This is a genomic window from Nitrospirota bacterium, assembly GCA_035873375.1.
GTDB lineage: Bacteria > Nitrospirota > Thermodesulfovibrionia > Thermodesulfovibrionales > JdFR-85 > BMS3Bbin07.
In genome coordinates this window covers 80,081-100,815 of the sequence record JAYWMQ010000043.1, presented here as the reverse complement: position 1 = coordinate 100,815, position 20,735 = coordinate 80,081, and the positions used below count along the sequence as shown (strand labels likewise).

Annotated in this window: 19 protein-coding genes; 13 read left to right on the top strand and 6 right to left on the bottom strand. The window is 48.4% G+C overall.

The genetic code is table 11. The annotated features are described in order from the left end of the window. Positions 1 to 4: 4 nt before the first annotated feature. The 13 genes from VST71_09415 (at position 5) to VST71_09355 (ending at position 11,166) form a co-directional block, all read left to right on the top strand. Positions 5 to 1,285 carry a sigma-54 dependent transcriptional regulator gene (locus VST71_09415; GenBank protein MEC4685933.1) on the top strand — a complete coding sequence of 427 codons (1,281 nt, stop codon included), beginning with the start codon at positions 5 to 7 and terminating at the stop codon, positions 1,283 to 1,285. 137 nt (positions 1,286 to 1,422) lie between these two features. Beyond that, positions 1,423 to 1,791: a flagellar basal body rod protein FlgB gene (gene flgB / locus VST71_09410; GenBank protein ID MEC4685932.1), complete on the top strand. Its 369-nt coding sequence runs from the start codon at positions 1,423 to 1,425 to the stop codon at positions 1,789 to 1,791. Between the two features lie 3 nt (positions 1,792 to 1,794). Further along, positions 1,795 to 2,202, top strand: a complete 408-nt coding sequence (flgC, locus tag VST71_09405) for a flagellar basal body rod protein FlgC (GenBank protein ID MEC4685931.1) — start codon at positions 1,795 to 1,797, stop codon at positions 2,200 to 2,202. A 38-nt stretch (positions 2,203 to 2,240) separates the two neighbouring features. Next, the gene (gene fliE, locus VST71_09400; GenBank protein ID MEC4685930.1) at positions 2,241 to 2,552 is read left to right on the top strand and encodes a flagellar hook-basal body complex protein FliE; all 312 of its coding nucleotides are present in this window, start codon (positions 2,241 to 2,243) and stop codon (positions 2,550 to 2,552) included. A gap of 5 nt (positions 2,553 to 2,557) precedes the next feature. Next, positions 2,558 to 4,075 carry a flagellar basal-body MS-ring/collar protein FliF gene (gene fliF / locus VST71_09395; protein MEC4685929.1) on the top strand — a complete coding sequence of 506 codons (1,518 nt, stop codon included), beginning with the start codon at positions 2,558 to 2,560 and terminating at the stop codon, positions 4,073 to 4,075. After that, complete coding sequence (gene fliG, locus VST71_09390; GenBank protein ID MEC4685928.1) at positions 4,076 to 5,062, top strand: flagellar motor switch protein FliG; 987 nt, start codon at positions 4,076 to 4,078, stop codon at positions 5,060 to 5,062. Continuing rightward, positions 5,055 to 5,669, top strand: coding sequence for a FliH/SctL family protein (locus VST71_09385; protein ID MEC4685927.1), 615 nt, complete (start codon positions 5,055 to 5,057; stop codon positions 5,667 to 5,669). Before fliG ends, VST71_09385 begins: the two co-directional genes overlap by 8 nt. Next, complete coding sequence (locus VST71_09380; GenBank protein ID MEC4685926.1) at positions 5,650 to 6,972, top strand: FliI/YscN family ATPase; 1,323 nt, start codon at positions 5,650 to 5,652, stop codon at positions 6,970 to 6,972. The genes VST71_09385 and VST71_09380 overlap by 20 nt, the downstream gene beginning before the upstream one ends. Further along, a complete protein-coding gene (gene fliJ / locus VST71_09375; protein MEC4685925.1) occupies positions 6,969 to 7,403 on the top strand; it encodes a flagellar export protein FliJ in 435 nt (144 codons plus the stop codon). Before VST71_09380 ends, fliJ begins: the two co-directional genes overlap by 4 nt. Then, positions 7,400 to 7,894, top strand: a complete 495-nt coding sequence (locus VST71_09370; GenBank protein ID MEC4685924.1) for a hypothetical protein — start codon at positions 7,400 to 7,402, stop codon at positions 7,892 to 7,894. Before fliJ ends, VST71_09370 begins: the two co-directional genes overlap by 4 nt. A 79-nt stretch (positions 7,895 to 7,973) precedes the next feature. Next, complete coding sequence (locus VST71_09365; GenBank protein ID MEC4685923.1) at positions 7,974 to 9,275, top strand: flagellar hook-length control protein FliK; 1,302 nt, start codon at positions 7,974 to 7,976, stop codon at positions 9,273 to 9,275. 23 nt (positions 9,276 to 9,298) lie between these two features. Further along, entirely contained in the window at positions 9,299 to 9,916 is a 618-nt protein-coding gene (locus tag VST71_09360) for a flagellar hook assembly protein FlgD (GenBank protein ID MEC4685922.1), read from the top strand. A 2-nt stretch (positions 9,917 to 9,918) separates the two neighbouring features. After that, on the top strand, positions 9,919 to 11,166 hold the full coding sequence (locus tag VST71_09355; protein ID MEC4685921.1) for a flagellar hook protein FlgE: 1,248 nt from the start codon (positions 9,919 to 9,921) through the stop codon (positions 11,164 to 11,166). A gap of 47 nt (positions 11,167 to 11,213) precedes the next feature. Here the strand turns inward: VST71_09355 and VST71_09350 are convergent, their stop codons facing one another. The 6 genes from VST71_09350 to VST71_09325 form a co-directional block, all read right to left on the bottom strand. Continuing rightward, positions 11,214 to 12,542 carry an amidohydrolase family protein gene (locus tag VST71_09350; protein MEC4685920.1) on the bottom strand — a complete coding sequence of 443 codons (1,329 nt, stop codon included), beginning with the start codon at positions 12,540 to 12,542 and terminating at the stop codon, positions 11,214 to 11,216. Positions 12,543 to 12,548: 6 nt separating this feature from the next. Continuing rightward, entirely contained in the window at positions 12,549 to 15,848 is a 3,300-nt protein-coding gene (carB, locus tag VST71_09345) for a carbamoyl-phosphate synthase large subunit (GenBank protein MEC4685919.1), read from the bottom strand. Between the two features lie 114 nt (positions 15,849 to 15,962). Further along, a complete protein-coding gene (locus tag VST71_09340) occupies positions 15,963 to 16,583 on the bottom strand; it encodes a hypothetical protein (protein MEC4685918.1) in 621 nt (206 codons plus the stop codon). After that, entirely contained in the window at positions 16,580 to 17,704 is a 1,125-nt protein-coding gene (gene carA / locus VST71_09335) for a glutamine-hydrolyzing carbamoyl-phosphate synthase small subunit (protein MEC4685917.1), read from the bottom strand. The genes VST71_09340 and carA overlap by 4 nt, the downstream gene beginning before the upstream one ends. Before the next feature lie 318 nt (positions 17,705 to 18,022). Then, positions 18,023 to 19,192, bottom strand: coding sequence for a hypothetical protein (locus VST71_09330; GenBank protein MEC4685916.1), 1,170 nt, complete (start codon positions 19,190 to 19,192; stop codon positions 18,023 to 18,025). A gap of 228 nt (positions 19,193 to 19,420) precedes the next feature. Beyond that, entirely contained in the window at positions 19,421 to 20,728 is a 1,308-nt protein-coding gene (locus VST71_09325) for a dihydroorotase (GenBank protein MEC4685915.1), read from the bottom strand. Positions 20,729 to 20,735: the final 7 nt, after the last annotated feature.

Below are 20,735 nucleotides of genomic sequence, written 5' to 3'. Positions count from 1 at the left end.
GATAATGCAACCCATTGTCGTTGTTGATGACGATCCGGAGATGAGAAACGCCCTTGAAGAGGCCGTAAAGAGGTTCGGTTTTGATGTAATGGTAGCAGAAAGGGCTGCTGAGGGAATAGAGGTGCTTAAAAACCATGATTGCTCTCTGGTTATAACGGATATGAAGATGCCGGGAATGAATGGTCTGGAATTCATCAGACATGTACGAAAGCTTTCCACCACCCTGCCCGTCCTTGTAATCACAGGGTTTGGTACGGTTGAAAACGCAGTTGAGTGCATGAAACTCGGAGCCTCCGACTATCTTATGAAACCCTTCTCTTTTGATAACCTCAGGCAGGCAATAACCGGCCTTATTGAGCCGGGGCCTGCAAATGGCGAGATCATTACCGAAGATGAGTCAATGAAGAGACTCCTCAGGATTGCTTACGAGGTGGCGAGGACAGACACCACAATCCTCATAACCGGAGAGAGCGGCACCGGCAAGGAGCTGATTGCAAGGTATATACACAGGCAGAGCCTGAGGAGGGAAAAACCCTTCGTTGCCGTTAACTGCGCTGCAATACCCGAAAACCTGCTTGAATCCGAACTCTTTGGTCATGAGAGAGGCGCCTTCACAGGTGCATTGGAGAAAAAGATTGGAAAATTTGAAATAGCAGACGGAGGCACATTCCTGCTTGATGAAATCGGCGAGATGCCGCTCCCGCTTCAGGCCAAGCTCCTGAGGGTCCTGCAGGAAAGGGAGATAGACAGGATTGGCAGCAAAAAATCCCTGTCCGTAAACATCAGGGTGATAACAACCACAAACAGGGACCTTGCCGAAGAGGTCGAAAAGGGAAACTTCAGGGAAGATCTCTTCTACAGGATAAGCGTCTTTCCCCTTGAGCTGCCGCCCCTCAGAGAACGGACCGGTGATGTGCGTATTCTTTCAGAATTCTTTCTGAAAAAACATGCATCTCAATACGGAAAGTACATCTCGGGATTCTCGGAAGATGCCTTTAATTATCTTTATACCCAGGCCTGGAAGGGAAACATCCGGGAACTGGAAAATGTTATCCAGAGGGCAGTGCTACTCAGCCGTTCAGACTTTATAGAGAGCGGGGACTTTATGATTGAAAAGAGCAGAAACGTCAGACAGGACAGCAAGACCATCAAGAATATGGAAAAAGAACTCATACTCAGAACACTCAGGGCAACCAACGGAAACAGGACAAGGACGGCAGAGTGCCTGGGAATAACCGTCAGGACATTGAGAAACAAGCTGAATGAATACAGGCTTAATGCCTGATTCCGGAGGGAGGAAAAAATTTCCTCTCCGGGTAAAAATCAGCTCTACCCTGACACAGAGATAACGTAGAGCAAAGGATAATTGCCACGGCATGAAACTTGCTGCTCTAATCAGGTTAAAGATAACAGGAGGTTACTATGGACTTCACACTTAAGAGACTTGAGGAGATGATAAAGTTCACCATGCAGAGGCACAGTGTACTCCTGAGCAATCTCGCAAACAGCGACACACCGCAGTACAGGGCTAAGGACATAAAATTCGAGTCCGTTTTTGACGAGGAGAGGCTGAGGCTTAAAAACACATCTCCTACCCACATCAGGGCACTTGAGATCAGGGGGGATACCGAGCTGACGATGGATACCGAATCTCCATGGCTTGACGGAAATAATGTAGAGGAGGATGTCGAGATGGCAAAGATTACTGAAAACGCCCTCCTCTACCAGACGACCCTTAGACTTATCAATGACAGGTTTAAAATGTATAGAAATCTTATTAGCGGGAGGTAGACCATGAATATCCTGAAGGCATTTGATGTGAGTGCATCAGCACTCGTTGCACAGAAGCAAAGAATGAATACCATTGCCTCCAATATGGCAAATCTGAACACCACAAGAACACCCGAGGGTGGTCCTTACAGGAGGAGGGATGTGGTCTTCAGCTCCTACATGCTTGATGAGGAGGGAAGGCTCGAAGGTGTCGGGATATCCGATGTTGTGACCTCCAACACGCCGCCCAAGGCAGTTTACGACCCCAGCCACCCGGATGCAGATGATAAGGGCTATGTGCTTATGCCTGATATAAACCTGATTGAGGAGATGGTTAACATGATGATGGCAACGAGGGTGTATGAAGCTAATGTAAATGCCTTCAACATAACAAAATCAATGTATCTGAAGGCACTTGAATTGGGGAGATAAGCGTCTAACAATGAATGATGAATCCGGAGGTATAAAAAATGTCAGTTAATCCAGTCAACGGAAGCCCCCCGGGGGCGGAAGGAATAGGCAATATAGCAGGAAATCTTAAACCTTCCGGCGAAGACAAGACCGGAGGGAGTTTTGAAATCCTTCTTGATGAGACCATCGGGAAGGTGGCCTCCCTGCAGAAAGAGACGGAGAAGGCAATTGCAGAGATCGGCAATGGAGGAGGAGACATAGTCGAAACCATGGTTGCCATGCAAAAGGCTGATCTCTCTTTTCAGGTGATGCTCGAGGTGAGAAACAAGCTTGTGACAGCCTATGAAGAGATAATGCGGATGCAGGTCTGAGATACATGGCGAATATACTGGATATTGTCAACAAGTGGGATACAAAGAGGAAGATTACATTGTCCATCCTCCTTGTACTCACAATTGCCTCAATAGTGCTACTGATCACATGGGCACAAAAACCAGAGTACCAGATGCTTTATTCAAACCTCCGGGCAGAGGATGCCGGACTCATGGTGCAAAAACTGAAGGAGATGAAGATACCTTACAAGACAACCCCCTCAGGCATCCTTGTACCCTCCGACAAGGTTTACGAAGTGAGGATCCAGCTCGCTGCCATGGGGTTACCTCAGGGTGGAAGCATGGGATACGAGATATTTGATAAAACGGGGCTCGGCACAACCGAATTTGTCCAGAAGGTGAACCTGAAAAGGGCCTTGCAGGGAGAGCTCTCAAGGACCATACGGTCTCTGCAGGAGGTCTCCGACTGCAGGGTGCACCTCTCCATGCCGGAAAGATCAATATTTACCAGCACAGACGAGCAACCAAAGGCATCTGTCCTACTCAAGCTCCGTCCCGGTGTAACTTTGAGCAGGTCTCAGATTCGGGGAATTGTACACCTTGTTTCAGGCAGCGTGGAATCGCTCACTCCGAACAACGTAACTATTGTGGACAACAGGGGCAACGTTCTCACCACCGAAGAGGACGAAGGCCTTCAGATTAACAATACCCAGCGTGATTACCAAAAAGGGCTTGAGATGGACATGGAGAAGAGAATTATCAGCATCATCGAACCCGTTGTGGGCAAGGACAAGGTAAAGGCAAAGGCGAGTATGAGCATAGACTTTACAAGGACGGAAGAGACTCAGGAGACCTATGACCCTGATGGACAGGTTGTCAGAAGTCAGCAAAAATTAACGGAACAAAAGACCGGAGGGATGGTTGCCGGGGTGCCGGGGGTACAGTCAAACCTGCCCAACAAACGTGTTGGAAGGTCCGCTGCCAACAAAACGGGATTGAGAAAACAGACGGAAACAGTAAACTATGAAATCAGCAAGACTGTAAGTCATGTTATAAAACCCACAGGGACAATAAAACGCCTGACGGTTGCAGTTCTGGTCGACGGAACATACCTTAAGGACGAGAAATCAGGGGAGATAAAATATGTGGCCCGGTCAGAAGAGGACCTTAAGAGTTACGAAGAGATTATCAAGAAGACCGTAGGATATTCAGAGGAGAGGGGTGACGAGGTGAAGGTTATAAATATGCCCTTTCATGCACAACCGGAGGTCCTTGAAACACCGGAGCAGGTGGATTATACAAAATACATTATGCCGGCAGCACGTTACGGCACAATACTTATACTGTCGATCCTTGTCTTACTGTTCCTCATAAGACCTCTGCTTGCCTATCTCAAACAGCAATCCACTCCTCCTCCATCATCCCCCACCCAGACCCTCACACCGGAACTCGAGGGGAAACCGGCTCTCAGGGAGATACCCCGGGACGAGATAGTTGAATGGGCCAGAAACAATCCCCAACAGGCTGCTACACTCATAAAAAAATGGACGGGAAGCAAATAAATGCCTACCCTGAAAGGTCATGAAAAGGCAGCTATCATGCTCAGCTATGTAGGAGAGGAAACAGCGTCCGAGATACTCAAGGCACTTGACAAGAAGACTATCGAAAAAATAACCTCTGCACTTTCAGAGTTAAAAACACTGAAGAAAGAAGAGATGCAGACAGTGCTGGATGAGATAAAGAAGAGTATCGATGAAAAGGTTGTCGCCATAGGAGGAGAGGATTATGTAAAAAGAATCCTCTACAGGGGGTTGGGTGATGAAAATGCAGAAGAAGTCATTGAGTCTGCCAGGCGTGCCAATCCCATAGAGAAGCTCAACACGGTAGATACGCGCCTTATTGTGAAATTCCTCTCCGGTGAGCATCCCCAGACCACGGCCTTTGTATTGTCACTGCTTGAACCAAAAAAGTCGGCGGAGGTGCTTTCAGAATTGCCGGAGCACCTTAAGGGTGACGTTGCAATGAGGATTGCAAACCTGGAAAAAATACCTGAAGAGGCTTTAAAGGAGATCGAAGAGGTTCTGAAAACACAGCTCAGCATTGGTGAATCCAGGGGAAGAAAGGTTGACGGAGTAAAAACAGTGGCAGACATCCTCAATAATGCCGCCAAGGAGACGGAACAGACGATCCTGGAGCTGATAGAAGAACAGGAACCCTCAAGGGCTGAATCCATAAGGTCCCTGATGTTTGTATTTGATGACCTTGCCTCGATTGATGACAGGGGTATGCAGGCAATACTCAAGGAGATCAGCACAAATGACCTTGCACTCGCACTGAAAACCGCATCAGACGAAGTCAAAGGCAAGATTTTCGGGAATATGTCCAAACGGGCAGTACAGATACTTAAAGAAGAGATCGAATCCATGGGACCTGTAAGGGTCTCGGATGTTGAAACAGCCCAGCAGAACATTGTAAAGGCGGCACGGAAACTGGAAGAGGAAGGCAAGATTATTATTGCCGGCAAGGGAGAGGAGGAACTCATTGTCTAAAGCCAAAGTCCTTCGGGATCGGAACATCACGGAATTCGGCATGCCGTCCCTTGAGCATAAACACCGCGGCATCACAGAGGAGAATTTCAACCAGGACATAGCTGTGATTGAAAGAACTGCATATGAAAAAGGTTTCAGTGCAGGTGAACAGGCCGGCTACACAGTTGGAGAGGAAAAGGCATTGATGCTTCTGGAGAGGCTTGAGGATATCCTCACAGAGATGACGGAGCTGAAAAAAAAGGTCATGACGGAAGCACAACCACAGGTCTTTGCCCTGTCAGTGGCTATGGCAAAAAAGATACTCAGGGATGAAATCAGACAAAACCCTGAAATAATAATCAACCTCATAAAGGCTGCAATGGAAAAAATAGAGAGAACAGGGACAATAACAATAAAGATAAACCCTGCCCTTAAAGAACTCATCTCAAATCACAAACCTGAACTGCTTGCCATACACCCCGAGATAAGATTTAACACAGACCCGTCCATACCACTGGCCAGCCCTTTGGTGGTTGGACCTGAAGAAGAGGTAATCACTGACTTTGAATCACAATTAACAAACCTGGTTGAGGACCTTGGAGAAGAGATTGGAAACAGTAACGCTTGAGAGATATATAAACGGCCTCGAGAGTATTGACCCGATGCGGGTCTATGGCAGGGTGGTTGAAATCACCGGTGTTATCCTCAAGGCCACAGGCATGAAGGCAAGTATCGGAGAGGCCTGCAAGGTATACTCTGAAGGGGGGGCAATAGTTGATGCTGAGGTAGTGGGTTTTAAGGACGACAAGGCTCTGCTTATGGCCGTCGGTGATATACAGGGGATAAAATCGGGCAGCAGGGTGCTGCCGGTGGGCAGGAAGCTCTCTGTAAATGTATCGCCCCACCTCGTTGGCAGGGTGATAGATGCACTCGGAAACCCCATAGACGGAAAAGGAAGGATTGAAGGCCGGATGTATCCGCTCTTTGGAAGACATATCAACCCGCTTGAAAGGAAGAGGATATCAGAACCAATCGACCTCGGTATCAGGGCCATAAACGGACTGCTCACCTGCGGAAAGGGTCAGAGGGTGGGAATCATGGCGGGAACCGGAGTTGGCAAGAGCGTGCTGCTTGGCATGATTGCAAGATACACCGAGGCAACGGTGAATGTAATAGGTCTTATCGGTGAAAGGAGCAGGGAGGTAAGGGAGTTTATAGAGAGAGACCTTGGAGAGGAGGGGCTGAGGAAGTCAGTGGTGATAGTCTGTACAGCCCAGGAGCCTCCCCTGGCAAAGGTGAGGGCTGCCTTCACCACAACGGCCATTGCAGAGTATTTCAGGGACCAGGAGATGGATGTGCTCCTGATGATGGACTCTCTGACAAGGGTCTCAATGGCACAGAGGGAGGTGGGCCTTGCCATTGGCGAACCACCTACTACCAAGGGGTACACTCCTTCGGTCTTTACCCTGATGCCAAGGCTGCTTGAAAGGGCCGGAACCTCTTCAGACAACGGGAGCATCACAGGACTCTATACCGTGCTCGTTGAAGGCGATGACCTTACCGACCCTGTGGCAGACGCTTCCATGTCGGTCCTTGACGGACATATAGTCCTGTCAAGGGAACTTGCAATGGAGGGCGTTTACCCTGCAATTGATATATTAAGGAGTGTCAGCAGGGTAATGCTGGACATAGTAGACGAAAGACACAGGGAGCTTGCAATGATGTTTATTGAAAACCTCTCCACGTACAAGAAATATGAAGACCTCATAAGTATCGGTGCATACAAGGAGGGCACAAACCCGAAGGTTGACAGGGCCATAAAGATGATAGACAGACTGCGTGGCTACCTGAAACAGGGAATAAATGACAGACGTGACATGGGAGACAGCCTTCAGGGGCTATATCTCCTGTTTGAGACAGAAGAACTATGAAATCGGATTCATTAAACAACCTCCTGAAATTAAAGGAGTGGCGGAAGGAAGAGATCGAAATGGAGATAAACCGTCTCCAGGGCATCATTAATCAGGAAGAGGCACGCCTGAAAACCATGGAAACAGAACTTTCCGGTAATCTTGAAACCTTTAAAAACCATCAGGTACAGGATATCATAGATCCCGGCTCCCTCAAGACCTTCCATTCCTATTTCTCACAGATGAATATAAGAATGGGCCAACAGAGGGAGGCAATTATAAAAAAAATAGCAGAGCTTGAAGAAACGCAGAAGCTGCTGATAGAGGCATACAAGGAGAAGATGCTCGTTGAAAACCTCAGGGGAAAGCTCTGTTTGAATGAGACAAGGGAGAATAACCGCAAGGAACAGAAAGAATTCGACTTCATATTCACCACAAGGATTAAGAGATGAAAAAAGCTGGATTCGTCCTGATATCATTGCTGATTATAATTATTGCAACGCCCTCCCCTGTTTATTCACAGGATGATCTCCTTCAATATCTTCAAACCAAGGGGGCTGAACTTGATCAGAAGGAGCAGCTGCTGCAGAGAAGGGAGAAGGCACTTCAGGAACTGGAAAAAGATATCATGGCAAGGATAAAGGAATACGAATCCATCCTTGAGAGAGTTGAAAAGATTCTTGCAGAGATAGACAACACAAAAGAAGAAAAAATTCAGCATGTGGTAAAGACATACGAGAAGATGCAGCCGGAAGAGGCGGCAATAAGGCTGGAAGAGCTTGATGAAAAGACGGCCGTAAAGGTCCTTGCATTTATGAAACCGAGAAAGGCCGCAAATATCCTCTCCATGATGGCCCCGCGAAAGGCTGCAAGGCTGACCAAGAAGATCACGGAGATCCCAGGACTTGAAAAATTGATTGCAAAGATGAAAAAGAGACGATAAAGAACACCCCCCCTGAGAAAAAAATTCCCCTCCAAAGGAAAAATCTTCTTATACCGGCAATACCGTAACCCTGAAGACATTGAAAAGACAGGGTTTTATCCGGCCGGAAGGTCTGCCCGGGCCTGGCATATCACTTGCTATACATAACGACGTAATGCTGCTTCCATCGATAAACATAGTCCCGGGCACGTCGGACACTGAAAAGAAAGGCCCCTCCTCCGGAGAGAAAGGCGTGGATTCAGCAACAGCCTTCTCCGTATTTCTGCCCTTTTTTATGTCCACTATCTCCACCCCGAACCCAGAAAACGCTCTGGGAGGCCGGAACAGTGCTGAATCAGGGGGGATAGCTCTAACCCCGGACACCACTGGGCAGCAGCAAACCGGTATCAGAGAAAAACAATCGCCGGTACTGTCAGATATTATTAAAGCTGCCCTCGGTGCTGATGCAACCCAAGGCCGGGAAAACTCTCAGGACAAAACAGGGGTTACGGATACCCCAAACCCGGCAAACATTATAGGCAAGGCCGGGAATAAGGCACAGGAAACCTCAGCTGAAACAACTACTGAGGACGGCAAGGCAACCACAACTACATCGCTTCCGACACAGAAAGAACTCCCAGGCACGAACGCCTCTAATGCAATCTATAAGCTTAAACCTGCAAACCCTGAGGAACCAGCCCTTATCAACAATACCACAGGCCGGCAAAGAACACCTCCGAAAACAGAAGTAGAAGTACCCGGCAAAAACAATGCAACACCGGGAAAAGCGGCCTCGGTCAATCCAATGCTAAATGGCAAAACACCTGAAGATGCTTCCGGGCTTGAACCAGGACTTCACCAGAACAGGAAAGATACAGATATATCCTCCCGGACGGAGAACAGACCTAACAATGAAAACTCTTTCCTTTTTCAAAAAATTGATATTCCTGAAACAGAATCCCAACACTTAAACCGTAACTCCAGCCCCCACAAAACAGGAGAGACCATCCTTTCGGAAAAACTCCCGGAAACGTCCGGCACGCAGATAAACAAGGCAACTCCTACTCATAAAAACCCCTCCATTGAACTCACCATAGAGCCCGAAGGCCTCGGGAAGATAGATATCGAGGTCTCTGTACATGACGGCGAGGTAAGGGCTGAGTTGGGAGTTGAGAAGCTAAAGAGTCTGATGGATTTGCAGAACAACATGCCCCAGCTCTTTGACAGCCTTGCAAAAGTGGGGTTAACTCCCGGAGGCTTTTCACTCTTCCTGAAAAACAGGGGCAACAAAAAATGGATGAAGGCCCAGTATAACCAGAAGACTATAAAGGATATAGCAATAAATCCACAGAAATCAAATCATGGTAACCAGAGTCTGTACACGGTCAGTATCCGCGTATAGACGAGGACAGAAGGAGGCAGATAATGAATCCAGTGACAGGAACAGTTGGAAAGGACGATTTCCTAAGGTTATTTACTACCCAACTGAGATACCAGAGCCCGCTAAACCCTATGGACAGCACCGACTTTACTGCACAACTTGCACAGTTCAGTTCACTTGAACAACTTATAAGTATGGGAGACACCCTTGATGGCATCCTCTCTTATCAGGACTCCCTTAATAATGCCCTTGCCACAAACCTTATGGGTAAAATGGTAAGGGTAGAGGGCAATCGTGTAAACCTGAAGGGTTCTGCGGCGATCTCCTATCAGGTCTCACAGAACGTGGAAAAGATGACCCTGAACATCAACAACTCCTCTGGTGAGGTAGTCAAAACCATCGAATTCGGGAAACAGCCTGCCGGTGACAATAAATATACCTGGGACGGAACGGACAACAACGGCAATCCCCTCCCCGACGGCTTCTATACGGTAAACTTCACTGCCGCTGACGGTAACGGCAATTCCGTGCCTGTCTCCACAGAGACACTGTCAATGGTTACAGGCATCAGCTTTGAGGACGGTATCACTTATCTTGAACTTGACAACGACTCGAGGGTTTCCCTCGGTGAGATTAAAGAAATATGGGAAGGAGGTGTTTAAAAATGTTAACCGCCCTTTTTTCAGCAATAAGCGGACTTAATGCAAACGGGACTTCTTTATCGGTAATAGGTGACAATGTTGCAAACATGAACACAATTGGTTTCAAGGCAAGCAGGGTAGCCTTTGGTGATGTCCTGAGCCAGACCATTACAGGGACCTCAGGCAACTCACAGATTGGAAGAGGCGTAATAGTGAGTGATATCTCCCCCCTCTTCACACAGGGTTCTTTTGAGGCAACGGCAAGTGCACTTGACATGGCAATTGACGGCGATGGGTTCTTCATGGTCAAGGAGGATAATACAAACTTTTACACAAGGGCCGGTCAGTTCACCCTTGACAAGGATGGATATCTCGTAACAACCGATAATCTGAGGGTTCAGGGTTACCTCTATGACGCAGGAGGCAGTGCTACAGGTGTGGTAGGTGACATCTCGGTTGCGTCCCTCAACAGTGCACCACAGCCAACAGCTAACGCCGAATTCTCGGTAAACCTCGACTCAAGGGATGCAGTGACAGGCCCCTTTGACCTTACGAACACGGCCGACACATCCAACTTCTCCACCTCCCTGACGATCTACGACAGCCTCGGCAATGACCATCTACTGACCACATATTTCACGAAAACAGCCGCAAACCAGTGGGAGACAAACGTTGTTACAGTTACCGACCCGGCAACCGATCCCCCTACATACTCCATAGTTGAGACACAGGCCCTTCAGTTTGACGATACCGGGGGCCTCATAATCCCCGACCCGCCGGAATTTACAGCCACCTTTGACTTTTCTCCCTGGGGTGCAACCGGCGCACAGAGCGTCACGTTTGACATAGCCGACATGAGCCAGTATGGTTCCACCTCTGCCACGGTCTTTCTCAGTCAGGACGGCTTCACTGCCGGTTCACTCAAGACACTCAGCGTATCAGAGGACGGCACCATCACAGGGATATTTACAAACGGACAGACAAAACCGGTAGCCCGTCTTTCCCTCGCAAAGTTTACTGCCCCAACGGAATTGACCAAGATAGGCAGAAACCTCTACGCCGAATCCTTTTCATCAGGACAGCCGATAATAGGAGAGCCCGGCACAGCCGGAATCGGCAGGGTACTGAGTGCCTCTCTTGAGCTGAGCAATGTTGACCTTGCAGAGGAGTTTATAAAAATGATAGCTGCACAGAGGGGTTTTCAGGCAAACTCAAGGATAATCACGACCACTGACGACCTCCTTCAGGAGGTTGTAAACCTGAAGAGATAGTTTTAAATGGGCTTGCAGGCTGACAGGCTTGTCAGCTTGCAGGCTTGTCAGCTTGTCGCAGACACAATCCTGTCTTTCCACTGCCCGGCCTTATAAATTATCTCATCTTCCTGCGTGATGTTTAATTGATGACCATTTACAAGTAATCTGCCGTTAACCATCACGCTCTCCACATCAGAGGCCTTTGCTGAATATACAAGGTGGGAATAGATATTATAAATTGGGGCAAGATGGGGTTTGTTAAGGTCAATTATCACTATATCGGCAAGTTTACCCTTTTCAAGACTCCCTAACCGATCCCCAAGGCCAAGGGCTTCCGCACCCCGGCGGGTGGCCATCAACAGGGCGGTACGGGCAGAGAGTGCAGTGGGGTCGTCAGAGACTGCCTTGTGCAGTTTTGCCGCTGTTGACATCTCACTCATCACATCAAGGTCATTGTTGCTGGCTGCACCATCAGTGCCAAAGGCAACCCTTACTCCCGCGTCAAGCATCTTTACCACCGGGGCAATACCCGAGGCAAGCTTGAGGTTGCTCTCAAGGCAGTGCGACACGCTTACACCACGTTCAGCGAGTATCTCTATCTCTCGCACTGTGGGCCAGACACAATGGGCGGCAACAACACGCGCATTGAGCAGTCCATGGGAATCAAGGTGCTCAATTGGGGTCTTGCCGTAAAGCTTTTTTATTTCTTCCACCTCCCAGCGGGTTTCACAGAGGTGCGTATGAACAGGAATGTTGTATTTCTCCCCTATATCAAGAGCCCTCCGGTATGTCCCGGGACTGCAGGTATAGGGGGCATGCGGTGCAATAGAGGGGGTGATAAGTTCATCTCCAATCCATCTCTTTATAAAATCCTCAGCCCTGTCAAAATACTCCGCAGTATTCTGAGCAGTAGCAGTCGGAAAATCCAGAATGCCGGCTCCAAGAACAGCCCTCATCCCGAGCCTCTTTATCCCCTCAGCAGAGGCATCCTCAAAAAAATACATATCATTGTAAAGTGTCACACCTGCCTTCAGCATCTCAAGGCAGGCCAGTTCAGTTGCATCCCTGACAAAATCAGGGCTCAGCCACCTGGCCTCTGCAGGCCATATGTTATCCTCAAGCCAGACCCTGAGAGGAAGGTCATCAGCCATTCCCCTGAAATATACCATGGCAGCATGGGTATGGGTGTTGACAAGACCCGGCATTACTGCCTTACCACTGCCGCCAAGGACTTCTTCCGGTAAATATCTGCCCTCTATAGCTGCCGACAGCCCAACATCAACAATAACCCCGTCCCTTACAGCCACAGCACCGCCGGACAAAGGCCCCCCGGTATCCGTCATGGTCAGAACGTAGTCACCCTTTATAACAAAATCGACCTCTTCCTTACCCATATACCTTTACCCCCTGCTATGGTACTCCTGTATGGATAGAATGGTCAGCCGTTTTTCCTTCAGTCCCTTAAGCGCCCTTGCCACGGCCCTGGCACCGGAGATCGTCGTAGTATAGGGAACCTTGTACTCCAGGGCACTCTGTCTTATGTAGAAGGAATCCTTCCGGGATGCAGCACTCTCAACAGTGTTTATAATGAAACTTATCTCCTTGTTCTTAATCAGGTCAACAACATTCGGCCTACCCTCCTTGAGCTTGTTCACAACCCCTACATTAAGACCATGCTCTTTCAGAAAAGAAGCGGTGCCCCTCGTAGTTACAACCTTAAGACCCTGTTCAATAAATGTCGTGGCAATCGGCAGGACCGCAGGTTTGTCCTCATCCCTCACGCTTATAAAGACCTTACCCTCAAGGGGTATCCGGTTGTTTGCCGATGCCTCGGCCTTGGCATAGGCAAGCCCGAAATCCCTGTCAATGCCCATGACCTCACCGGTAGACTTCATCTCCGGGCCCAAAATGGTATCCACTCCGGAAAACCTGTCAAAGGGAAAGACTGCTTCCTTTACTGCCACATGCCCCAATACCGGCTCAGAGACCAGGCCGAGTTCTTCCAGTCTCGTGCCGGCCATCACCTTTGCTGCTATCTTTGCAAGGGGAACACCGGTTGCCTTGCTCACAAAGGGAATGGTCCTTGATGCCCTTGGATTTACCTCAAGGATATATATGTCGCTGCCCTTTACTGCAAACTGGATATTCATGAGACCCACAACCCCGATCTCCCTGGCAAGTGCCCTCGCCTGCCGCTTTATCTCACTGACTATCTCCTCAGAGAGCGAAAAGGGAGGGAGGGAGCAGGCTGAATCCCCTGAATGAATTCCAGCCTCCTCAATGTGCTCCATCAGCCCGCCGATAACAACAGCATCTCCATCAGAGACCGCATCCACATCCACCTCTATGGCGTCCATTATATATTTGTCAATAAGCACAGGGTGTTCAGGCGAAGCCTTCACCGCCCTCTGCATGTAATCCTGCAGGGAGGTCTCGTCATAGACGATCTCCATTGCCCTGCCTCCAAGCACATAAGAGGGTCTTACCATCACAGGGTAGCCAATCTCCTCTCCCACCCTGACAGCCTCCTCAGGGCTCATGGCCGTTCCACTGTTGGGCTGCCTCAGACCGAGTTTATGCAGAAGCTCCTTAAACCTCCTTCTGTCTTCCGCCCTGTCAATGGCATCCGGAGGGGTACCAAGAATCCTTACCCCTTCTCTCTCAAGTGGAACAGCTAATTTAAGAGGGGTCTGTCCCCCGAACTGTACGATAACGCCTTCCGGCTTCTCCACCTCGATTATATTCAGGACATCTTCGAGTGTGAGGGGCTCAAAATACAGCCTGTCTGATGTGTCATAGTCAGTGCTGACGGTCTCTGGATTGCAGTTCACCATTATGGTCTCATACCCCATCTCTTTAAGGGCAAAAACCGCATGGACACAACAGTAGTCAAACTCTATCCCCTGACCAATACGGTTAGGGCCGCTGCCGAGGATCATGATCTTCCTGCGGCTTGAGGGGTTAGCTTCACATTCCACCCTGGCAACGGATAATGAGGCCTCTTCTCTGTCCCCTGAGTCCTGACTTCTGTCTTCTAACTTATAAAACGGCCTTTCATAAGTAGAATACAGATACGGTGTATATGCCTCAAACTCTGCAGCACAGGTATCAACCATTTTATAGACAGCCCGCATACCGAGTTTTTTCCTGATCTCCCTGATATCCGCCTCTCTGAGGCCTGCAAGCCCGGCAATTCTCCTGTCTGAAAAACCCCAGGATTTGGCCTTGTAAAGGAGTTGCGGGTCAGGGGTTGCGGGTTGCGAGTTGCGGGTTGTGAGTTGTGAATTTTTAATCTCGTTTTCCAACTCGACTATCTCTCTGATGTTATTCAGAAACCATGGATCGATCCACGTTATCTCATGAATATCCTCAACACTCAGTCCCTCCCTGAATGCCTGGGCTATGTACCATATCCTCTCACAGTTTGGCGTCTTCAGCTTCTCCCTTATCTCATCAATTCCTGCAATCCTCTCCTCCAGGCCATAACTGTCTGCCTCCAGACTCCGCAGGGCCTTTTGCAGGGACTCTTTAAAAGTCCTGCCTATTGACATGACCTCTCCGACAGACTTCATCTGGGTTGTAAGTGTGGAATCCGCCTCCGGGAACTTTTCAAAGGCAAACCTCGGGATTTTTGTCACTACATAATCAATCGTGGGTTCAAAACTGGCAGGGGTCTCTCTCGTTATATCGTTTGGAATCTCGTTAAGATTAAGACCAACCGCGAGTTTTGCAGCAATCTTTGCTATCGGGAAACCCGTAGCCTTGGAGGCAAGGGCTGATGAACGAGAAACCCTCGGGTTCATCTCTATGATAACCATCTTCCCGTCTTCAGGATTCAGGGCAAACTGGATATTGCTGCCCCCGGTGTCAACACCTATCTCCCTGATTACTGCAATCGATGCATCCCTCATCCTCTGATACTCCTTATCGGTTAAGGTCTGTGCCGGTGCAACAGTAATGGAGTCCCCTGTATGGACACCCATGGGGTCAAGATTCTCTATGGAGCATATAATCACCACATTGTCATTGCCATCCCTCATCACCTCAAGCTCGTATTCCTTCCAGCCAAGCACTGACTCTTCAACAAGCACCTGACTCACCGGACTCAATTTGAGCGCATTCTCAAGGAGTGCCCTGTATTCTTCCACGTTGTATGCCACAGCCCCGCCTGTACCGCCAAGGGTAAAGGCAGGTCTCAGAATTGCCGGGAAACCAACATAGCCCACAACGTCAAGTCCCTCTTTTATGTTCTTGACGGCACTGGAACGCGGAACATCAAGACCAATCCTGGCCATGGCATCCTTGAAGAGCTCACGGTCCTCAGCCTTCTTGATGGCATGGAGCTTTGCACCAATCAGTTCAACCCCGTAACGATCAAGAATTCCTGCTTCAGCAAGTTCAACAGTAAGGTTCAGGGCTGTCTGTCCACCCATGGTGGGAAGTAGAGCATCGGGCCTCTCCCTCTCAATGATCAATTCAATTATCTCGGCTGTCAGCGGCTCGATATAGGTAATATCCGCCATTTCAGGATCCGTCATAATGGTGGCTGGATTGGAGTTGACAAGTACCACCTCATAACCCTCCTCCCTGAGGGCCTTGCATGCCTGGGCTCCCGAGTAATCAAACTCACACGCCTGTCCAATCACTATAGGGCCTGAACCTATCAGGAGTATCTTTTTAATATCGTCTCTCTTTGGCACAATCACCTCACTGGTTGTTTATTATGAAAAAAGAGTCTTATATATCCGCAGATTTCTCAGATTACACAGATTCTTGTATTCAGCCATATGACTAATGTTACAAAGCAATAATATTCACACTGATTCAAGCCCTTGTAGACGCACATATTTTCTCAGTTTATCAACAACCGCCCTGGCCTCTGATTCTGTTTTTGTGGTTAATATGATGAACCCCTCACCGTCAAATCTTAATTCTACGTTATAAAAGTCCTCTATCTGTCCAAACCCCGGAATAACGGTACCATGCTGCAGGGCTATCTTCTTTACAAAGGCTACTCCATCGGGGTTCTCGGGTTCCATCCGTAAGTGACTTATCCTGATATCATCAAGTGAGCCCAAAGGCTTTTTTATGCTTCTGCTTCCAAAGGGTTTTCTGAGGGTTATGCTCACACTTCCTGCATCCAGGTCAAAGACCGTCTCAAGGCAGGGTTCTTTGAAGAGGTAGAACCTGGCAAGGGGAAAGACTACAACAAAAACCGCCACTGCCATCACATAATGAAGTATCTGCAATTCGTGTCTGAGGGCAAAAAAGGCAAGCACCGCCGCTGAAACTGTAACAGCAACAAGACTCGAGGAAAACTCCCTGTTGTATATCCCGCTATGCAGGACACTGCCCCGTTCCGCTTTAAAGGAGGTAGTCCTCAGCACAACCCTGCTGTCTTCTATCTCCACCCTGTATGCCCCGGATTCATTCATCTGTTGTTTTCAATCATCTCCCCGAATCTCTTAAACAGATGTACTGAATCATTCGGCCCAGGACCTGCCTCCGGATGATGCTGGACAGAAAAGACCGGGAATTCCACATGCTGCATTCCCTCTTCAGTACCATCATAGAGGTTTTTATGGGTAAGCCTTACCTGCGTGCCAAGGCTGCCGATATCCACACAGTAATTATGATTCTGGGATGTAATCTCAACCTTTTCTGTCAGCAGGTCCATTACAGGATGATTGCCGCCATGATGGCCGAACTTGAGTTTATACGTCTTTCCACCCAGGGCAAGTCCCAGTATCTGGTGACCGAGACATATTCCAAAAACCGGTTTCCTGCCAAGAAGTTTCCTTGTATTCTCAATACCGTAAACCACTGCCTCGGGGTCTCCGGGCCCGTTACTCAGAACTATTCCATCAGGGTTCATTTCAAGCACCGCCTCTGCAGGCGTCTCAGCAGGCACAACCGTTATATCAAAACCTGCATCTGCAAGATTGCGGAGTATATTGAATTTGACGCCAAAGTCGTAAACAACCACTTTTTTGAGCGGGAACACCTTCCCTGATTTTGAATTATCTTCCCATCTCCAAACCTTTTCGGTCCATTTGTACTGTTTATCCGTGGTTACATACCTTACAAGGTCAACGCCGCCAATGCCGGGATGTACCCTCACCTTCTCATACAGACTCTCCGGGCTCAGGTCTTCAGTTGAAATAATTCCCATCCGTGCCCCGAAGTTCCTTATATGTCTTGTAAGCGCCCTTGTATCAATCCCCTGGATTGCAACCACGCCGTGTCTTTCAAGATACCCGTTAAGTGAGATGATTGAACGCCAGTTGCTGGAATAATCCAGACACTCCCTTGCAACAAAGCCTTCGATCTTTGGGCCCCCTGCTGACTCATTATCCTCTTCATTCACACCATAGTTGCCCATCTGCGTATATGTCATGGTGACAATCTGCCCCTTATATGACGGGTCTGTAAGTATCTCCTGATAGCCTGTCATGGAGGTGTTAAAGACCACCTCACCTTTTGTTTCCCCGTCAGCGCCAAAGGATTCACCTTCAAACACCATTCCGTCTGAAAGAACAAGTAAAGCCTTTTTCATTCAGCCTCCGTGAGCATTTTATTTCCATGTTTGCCGTTAATTATATCACAGAACCCTATATATAAATCTCCTCATCACCCTTGAACCCAAAGTGCCCGAAGAAAATGTGTCAGGGACTGGTCAGAACATGATATGTTACCAGGATTGATGAACAAGGAAAACAATAAATGAAACAATACAGGAGAGAGGGGTCCGTTCCCTCTGAGACGGGACTCACATGATCTGAGTAATCAGAAGAGGGAACTTCCACCAGTCCGTATTAAAAGAGCGGGGAGATGTGCACTCCCCGCTCCGGCAAGAAACTCTGCAAAGACTTGGTTAAAATGCTGCTGATATCTGGACGGTAAGACGGTTGTCCTTATCTACTGTATCAGGGACATCCACCTGAGTCCAGAACTCGGCTATTGCCTTAATATTCTGGGTAAAGTAATATGAAGAGTTGAGGGTGAGTTCACTGTACTCAGCAGCCCCGTCATTCTTTTCATAACTGTCAACCCGGATAAGAGGCACAATCCATGGACTTGAATTCCTTGACACGACATACAAAGCCTGTAGGTACCATGCATTGTTCTCTTCCTTCACACCAATCGAATTATCATCCTCAGCACTGAGGAAGACCCCCATAAACCTGAAGTCATTATAGTCTGCCTGAAAATCAAGGCCGAGACGCCTGAAGTCACGTGTCAGACCAGCATCAGGGTCATCCCATTCTCCACTCACACCAAAGAGTCCCACCATTGTATTGGGGAGTACATCCACAGCCACCCTTGCATGTAGGTTCTTGGCGTTTTTGCCCTCTGCATCCCCTGCAATACCACTCAGTCCCACGGTATAGAAGACATTGTTAACTGGCCTTCCGTATACAGAGAGCACCTGGCGTGAACTGCGAAGCTTGCCTCCACCGTCAGCCCCCCCAAATACCTGGTCAATAACCGAATATTTGCCCCTCGTCAGCACACGGGAAGAGTAGGTATCGTATGGATCGGCCAATAACATGTCGGAGTATGAAAACTGCAGATTGAATAAACCTGAATAGTGGTAGCTCAGAGACGCAGTTGGTATTTCAACATTAAACCCGTTCTCATCTTCCGCCTCAAGCTCAAGGAATCCGGATACATTCTTATAGAGAATACCCGCAGCCATAAGTTCTGCCTCATGGATCGCTCTCATCTTTGTACCATTACGCCTCTTCTCATCATACGGTCTTGCAGTAAGTACCGCTGAAACCGGAAAGGTCTTATCCACATACAAGTCATCAGAGATTGCCCTGTCCTTATCTGTAACCCCCGGGAACCTGTAACCGTTCTCCTTAAACGACCTGCCCGTGGCATTCAGCATGGGCCATGTTGAGTGACATGCGCTACAGTTAGTTCCATATTTCCTGGCAAATGATGGAACGGCATCAGCTTCCTGAACTGATATCGGAATAAAGCCTGCAACAATTAACAACGTCATAAAAACATTAATCACACTAAAACGTTTTCCCATTTAATCCTCCTCAATTTTTAAAACCCTACAGTTTTCTTTGATAGCAACCAGAGCAACCCCGATTATTTACATGAATTAAGTATACGACCTACCCCAAAGCACCTCCTTCCCCTGATATAGAGATTAAAAATCTAAATTATATTATCTCAAAACTATACATGTCAAGCACAGAAACTGCACTGCCCCTAAAACAGAGAGGAAAAGGCTGAACAGGGGCACCAATAGAAATTATAGCTCCTTGACAATTCCGGCATCCATGTTATAAATCCTTCCCTTACACGTAACAACAGCAGGTACACCCTTTAATTGCCAGCCTTCAAAAGGCGTGTTTTTACCCATGGAGATAAACTCTCCGGAGTTTACAGTAAACTCCTTGTGGGGGTCTACTAAAACAATATCTGCCGTTGCGTCTTTTCTCAGACTGCCTTTCTCCATTCCGAGAATCCTTGCCGGGTTCAGCGCCATCTTTTTAACAAGCTCACTTAAGGACAAGACTCCCTCTTCAACCAGTCTGAGGCATAGCGGCAGTGCTGTTTCAAGACCTGATATCCCGGGGGCTGCCCGGTCAAACTCGCAGAGTTTCTCATCCATGTGGTGTGGGGCATGATCGGTGGCAATAACATCAATCGTACCATCAGAAAGTCCTTGCTTTACAGCTTCAACGTCTCCGTCTCTCCTCAGTGGAGGATTCATCTTTGCGTTGGTATTATAATCACGTACCGCCTCCTCTGTAAGGGTAAAGTAATGTGGGCAGGTCTCTGCCGTAACTTCTATCCCGGCCTTCTTTGCCTCCCTAATGGCCCTGACACCGCCGGCAGTGGAGACATGGGCGATATGAAGTCTTCCACCTGTAAGTGCTGCAAGCTCTATATCACGCATTATCGCTATCACCTCTGCCTCTGCAGGAATCCCCCTGAGTCCAAGCATAAGTGATAAAGGACCTTCATTCATCACCCCGCCTGAAGACAGGTTCAGGTCTTCTGCATGCGAGATTATGGTCACACCAAAAACTTTTGAGTATTCAAGTGCCCTTCTCATCAGGAGACTATTCATTACAGGAAAGCCGTCATCTGAAAATGCCACACACCCAGCCTCTCTCATCATGCCCATCTCGGCAAGCTCCTCGCCCTTCTGACCCTTGGTAATGGCACCAATGGTATAGACATAACATGCACCCTCAGCATAGGCCTTTCTCAGGATAAACTCGGTAACTGTTTCATTGTCATTAACCGGCTTTGTATTCGGCATGCAACATACACTGGTAAAGCCACCCCTTACAGCAGCCATTGTACCGGTCTTTATGGTCTCCTTGTACTCAAACCCGGGCTCTCTCAGGTGAACATGCATATCAACAAGCCCGGGCAGGACATAGAGACCAGTGGCATCAATAATCTCATATATTGAGTCATCCTGAATCCTGAATCCTGAATCCTGAAAGACTTCCTTTATCTTCCCCCCCTCAACCAGCAGGGCTCCCTTACCGTCGATCCCTTGTGAGGGGTCAATTATATGCCCGTTCCTGATTATCAGGTTCAAATCTTTT

Excerpts from the sequence above, each read along its gene's own strand:
- VST71_09415 (MEC4685933.1), top strand. The coding sequence starts at position 5 with ATGCAACCCATTGTCGTTGTTGATGACGATCCGGAGATGAGAAACGCC.
- flgB (MEC4685932.1), top strand. The coding sequence starts at position 1,423 with ATGGACTTCACACTTAAGAGACTTGAGGAGATGATAAAGTTCACCATG.
- flgC (MEC4685931.1), top strand. The coding sequence starts at position 1,795 with ATGAATATCCTGAAGGCATTTGATGTGAGTGCATCAGCACTCGTTGCA.
- fliE (MEC4685930.1), top strand. The coding sequence starts at position 2,241 with ATGTCAGTTAATCCAGTCAACGGAAGCCCCCCGGGGGCGGAAGGAATA.
- fliF (MEC4685929.1), top strand. The coding sequence starts at position 2,558 with ATGGCGAATATACTGGATATTGTCAACAAGTGGGATACAAAGAGGAAG.
- fliG (MEC4685928.1), top strand. The coding sequence starts at position 4,076 with ATGCCTACCCTGAAAGGTCATGAAAAGGCAGCTATCATGCTCAGCTAT.
- fliJ (MEC4685925.1), top strand. The coding sequence starts at position 6,969 with ATGAAATCGGATTCATTAAACAACCTCCTGAAATTAAAGGAGTGGCGG.
- VST71_09370 (MEC4685924.1), top strand. The coding sequence starts at position 7,400 with ATGAAAAAAGCTGGATTCGTCCTGATATCATTGCTGATTATAATTATT.
- VST71_09360 (MEC4685922.1), top strand. The coding sequence starts at position 9,299 with ATGAATCCAGTGACAGGAACAGTTGGAAAGGACGATTTCCTAAGGTTA.
- VST71_09355 (MEC4685921.1), top strand. The coding sequence starts at position 9,919 with ATGTTAACCGCCCTTTTTTCAGCAATAAGCGGACTTAATGCAAACGGG.
- VST71_09350 (MEC4685920.1), bottom strand. The coding sequence starts at position 12,542 with ATGGGTAAGGAAGAGGTCGATTTTGTTATAAAGGGTGACTACGTTCTG.
- VST71_09340 (MEC4685918.1), bottom strand. The coding sequence starts at position 16,583 with ATGAATGAATCCGGGGCATACAGGGTGGAGATAGAAGACAGCAGGGTT.
- carA (MEC4685917.1), bottom strand. The coding sequence starts at position 17,704 with ATGAAAAAGGCTTTACTTGTTCTTTCAGACGGAATGGTGTTTGAAGGT.
- VST71_09330 (MEC4685916.1), bottom strand. The coding sequence starts at position 19,192 with ATGGGAAAACGTTTTAGTGTGATTAATGTTTTTATGACGTTGTTAATT.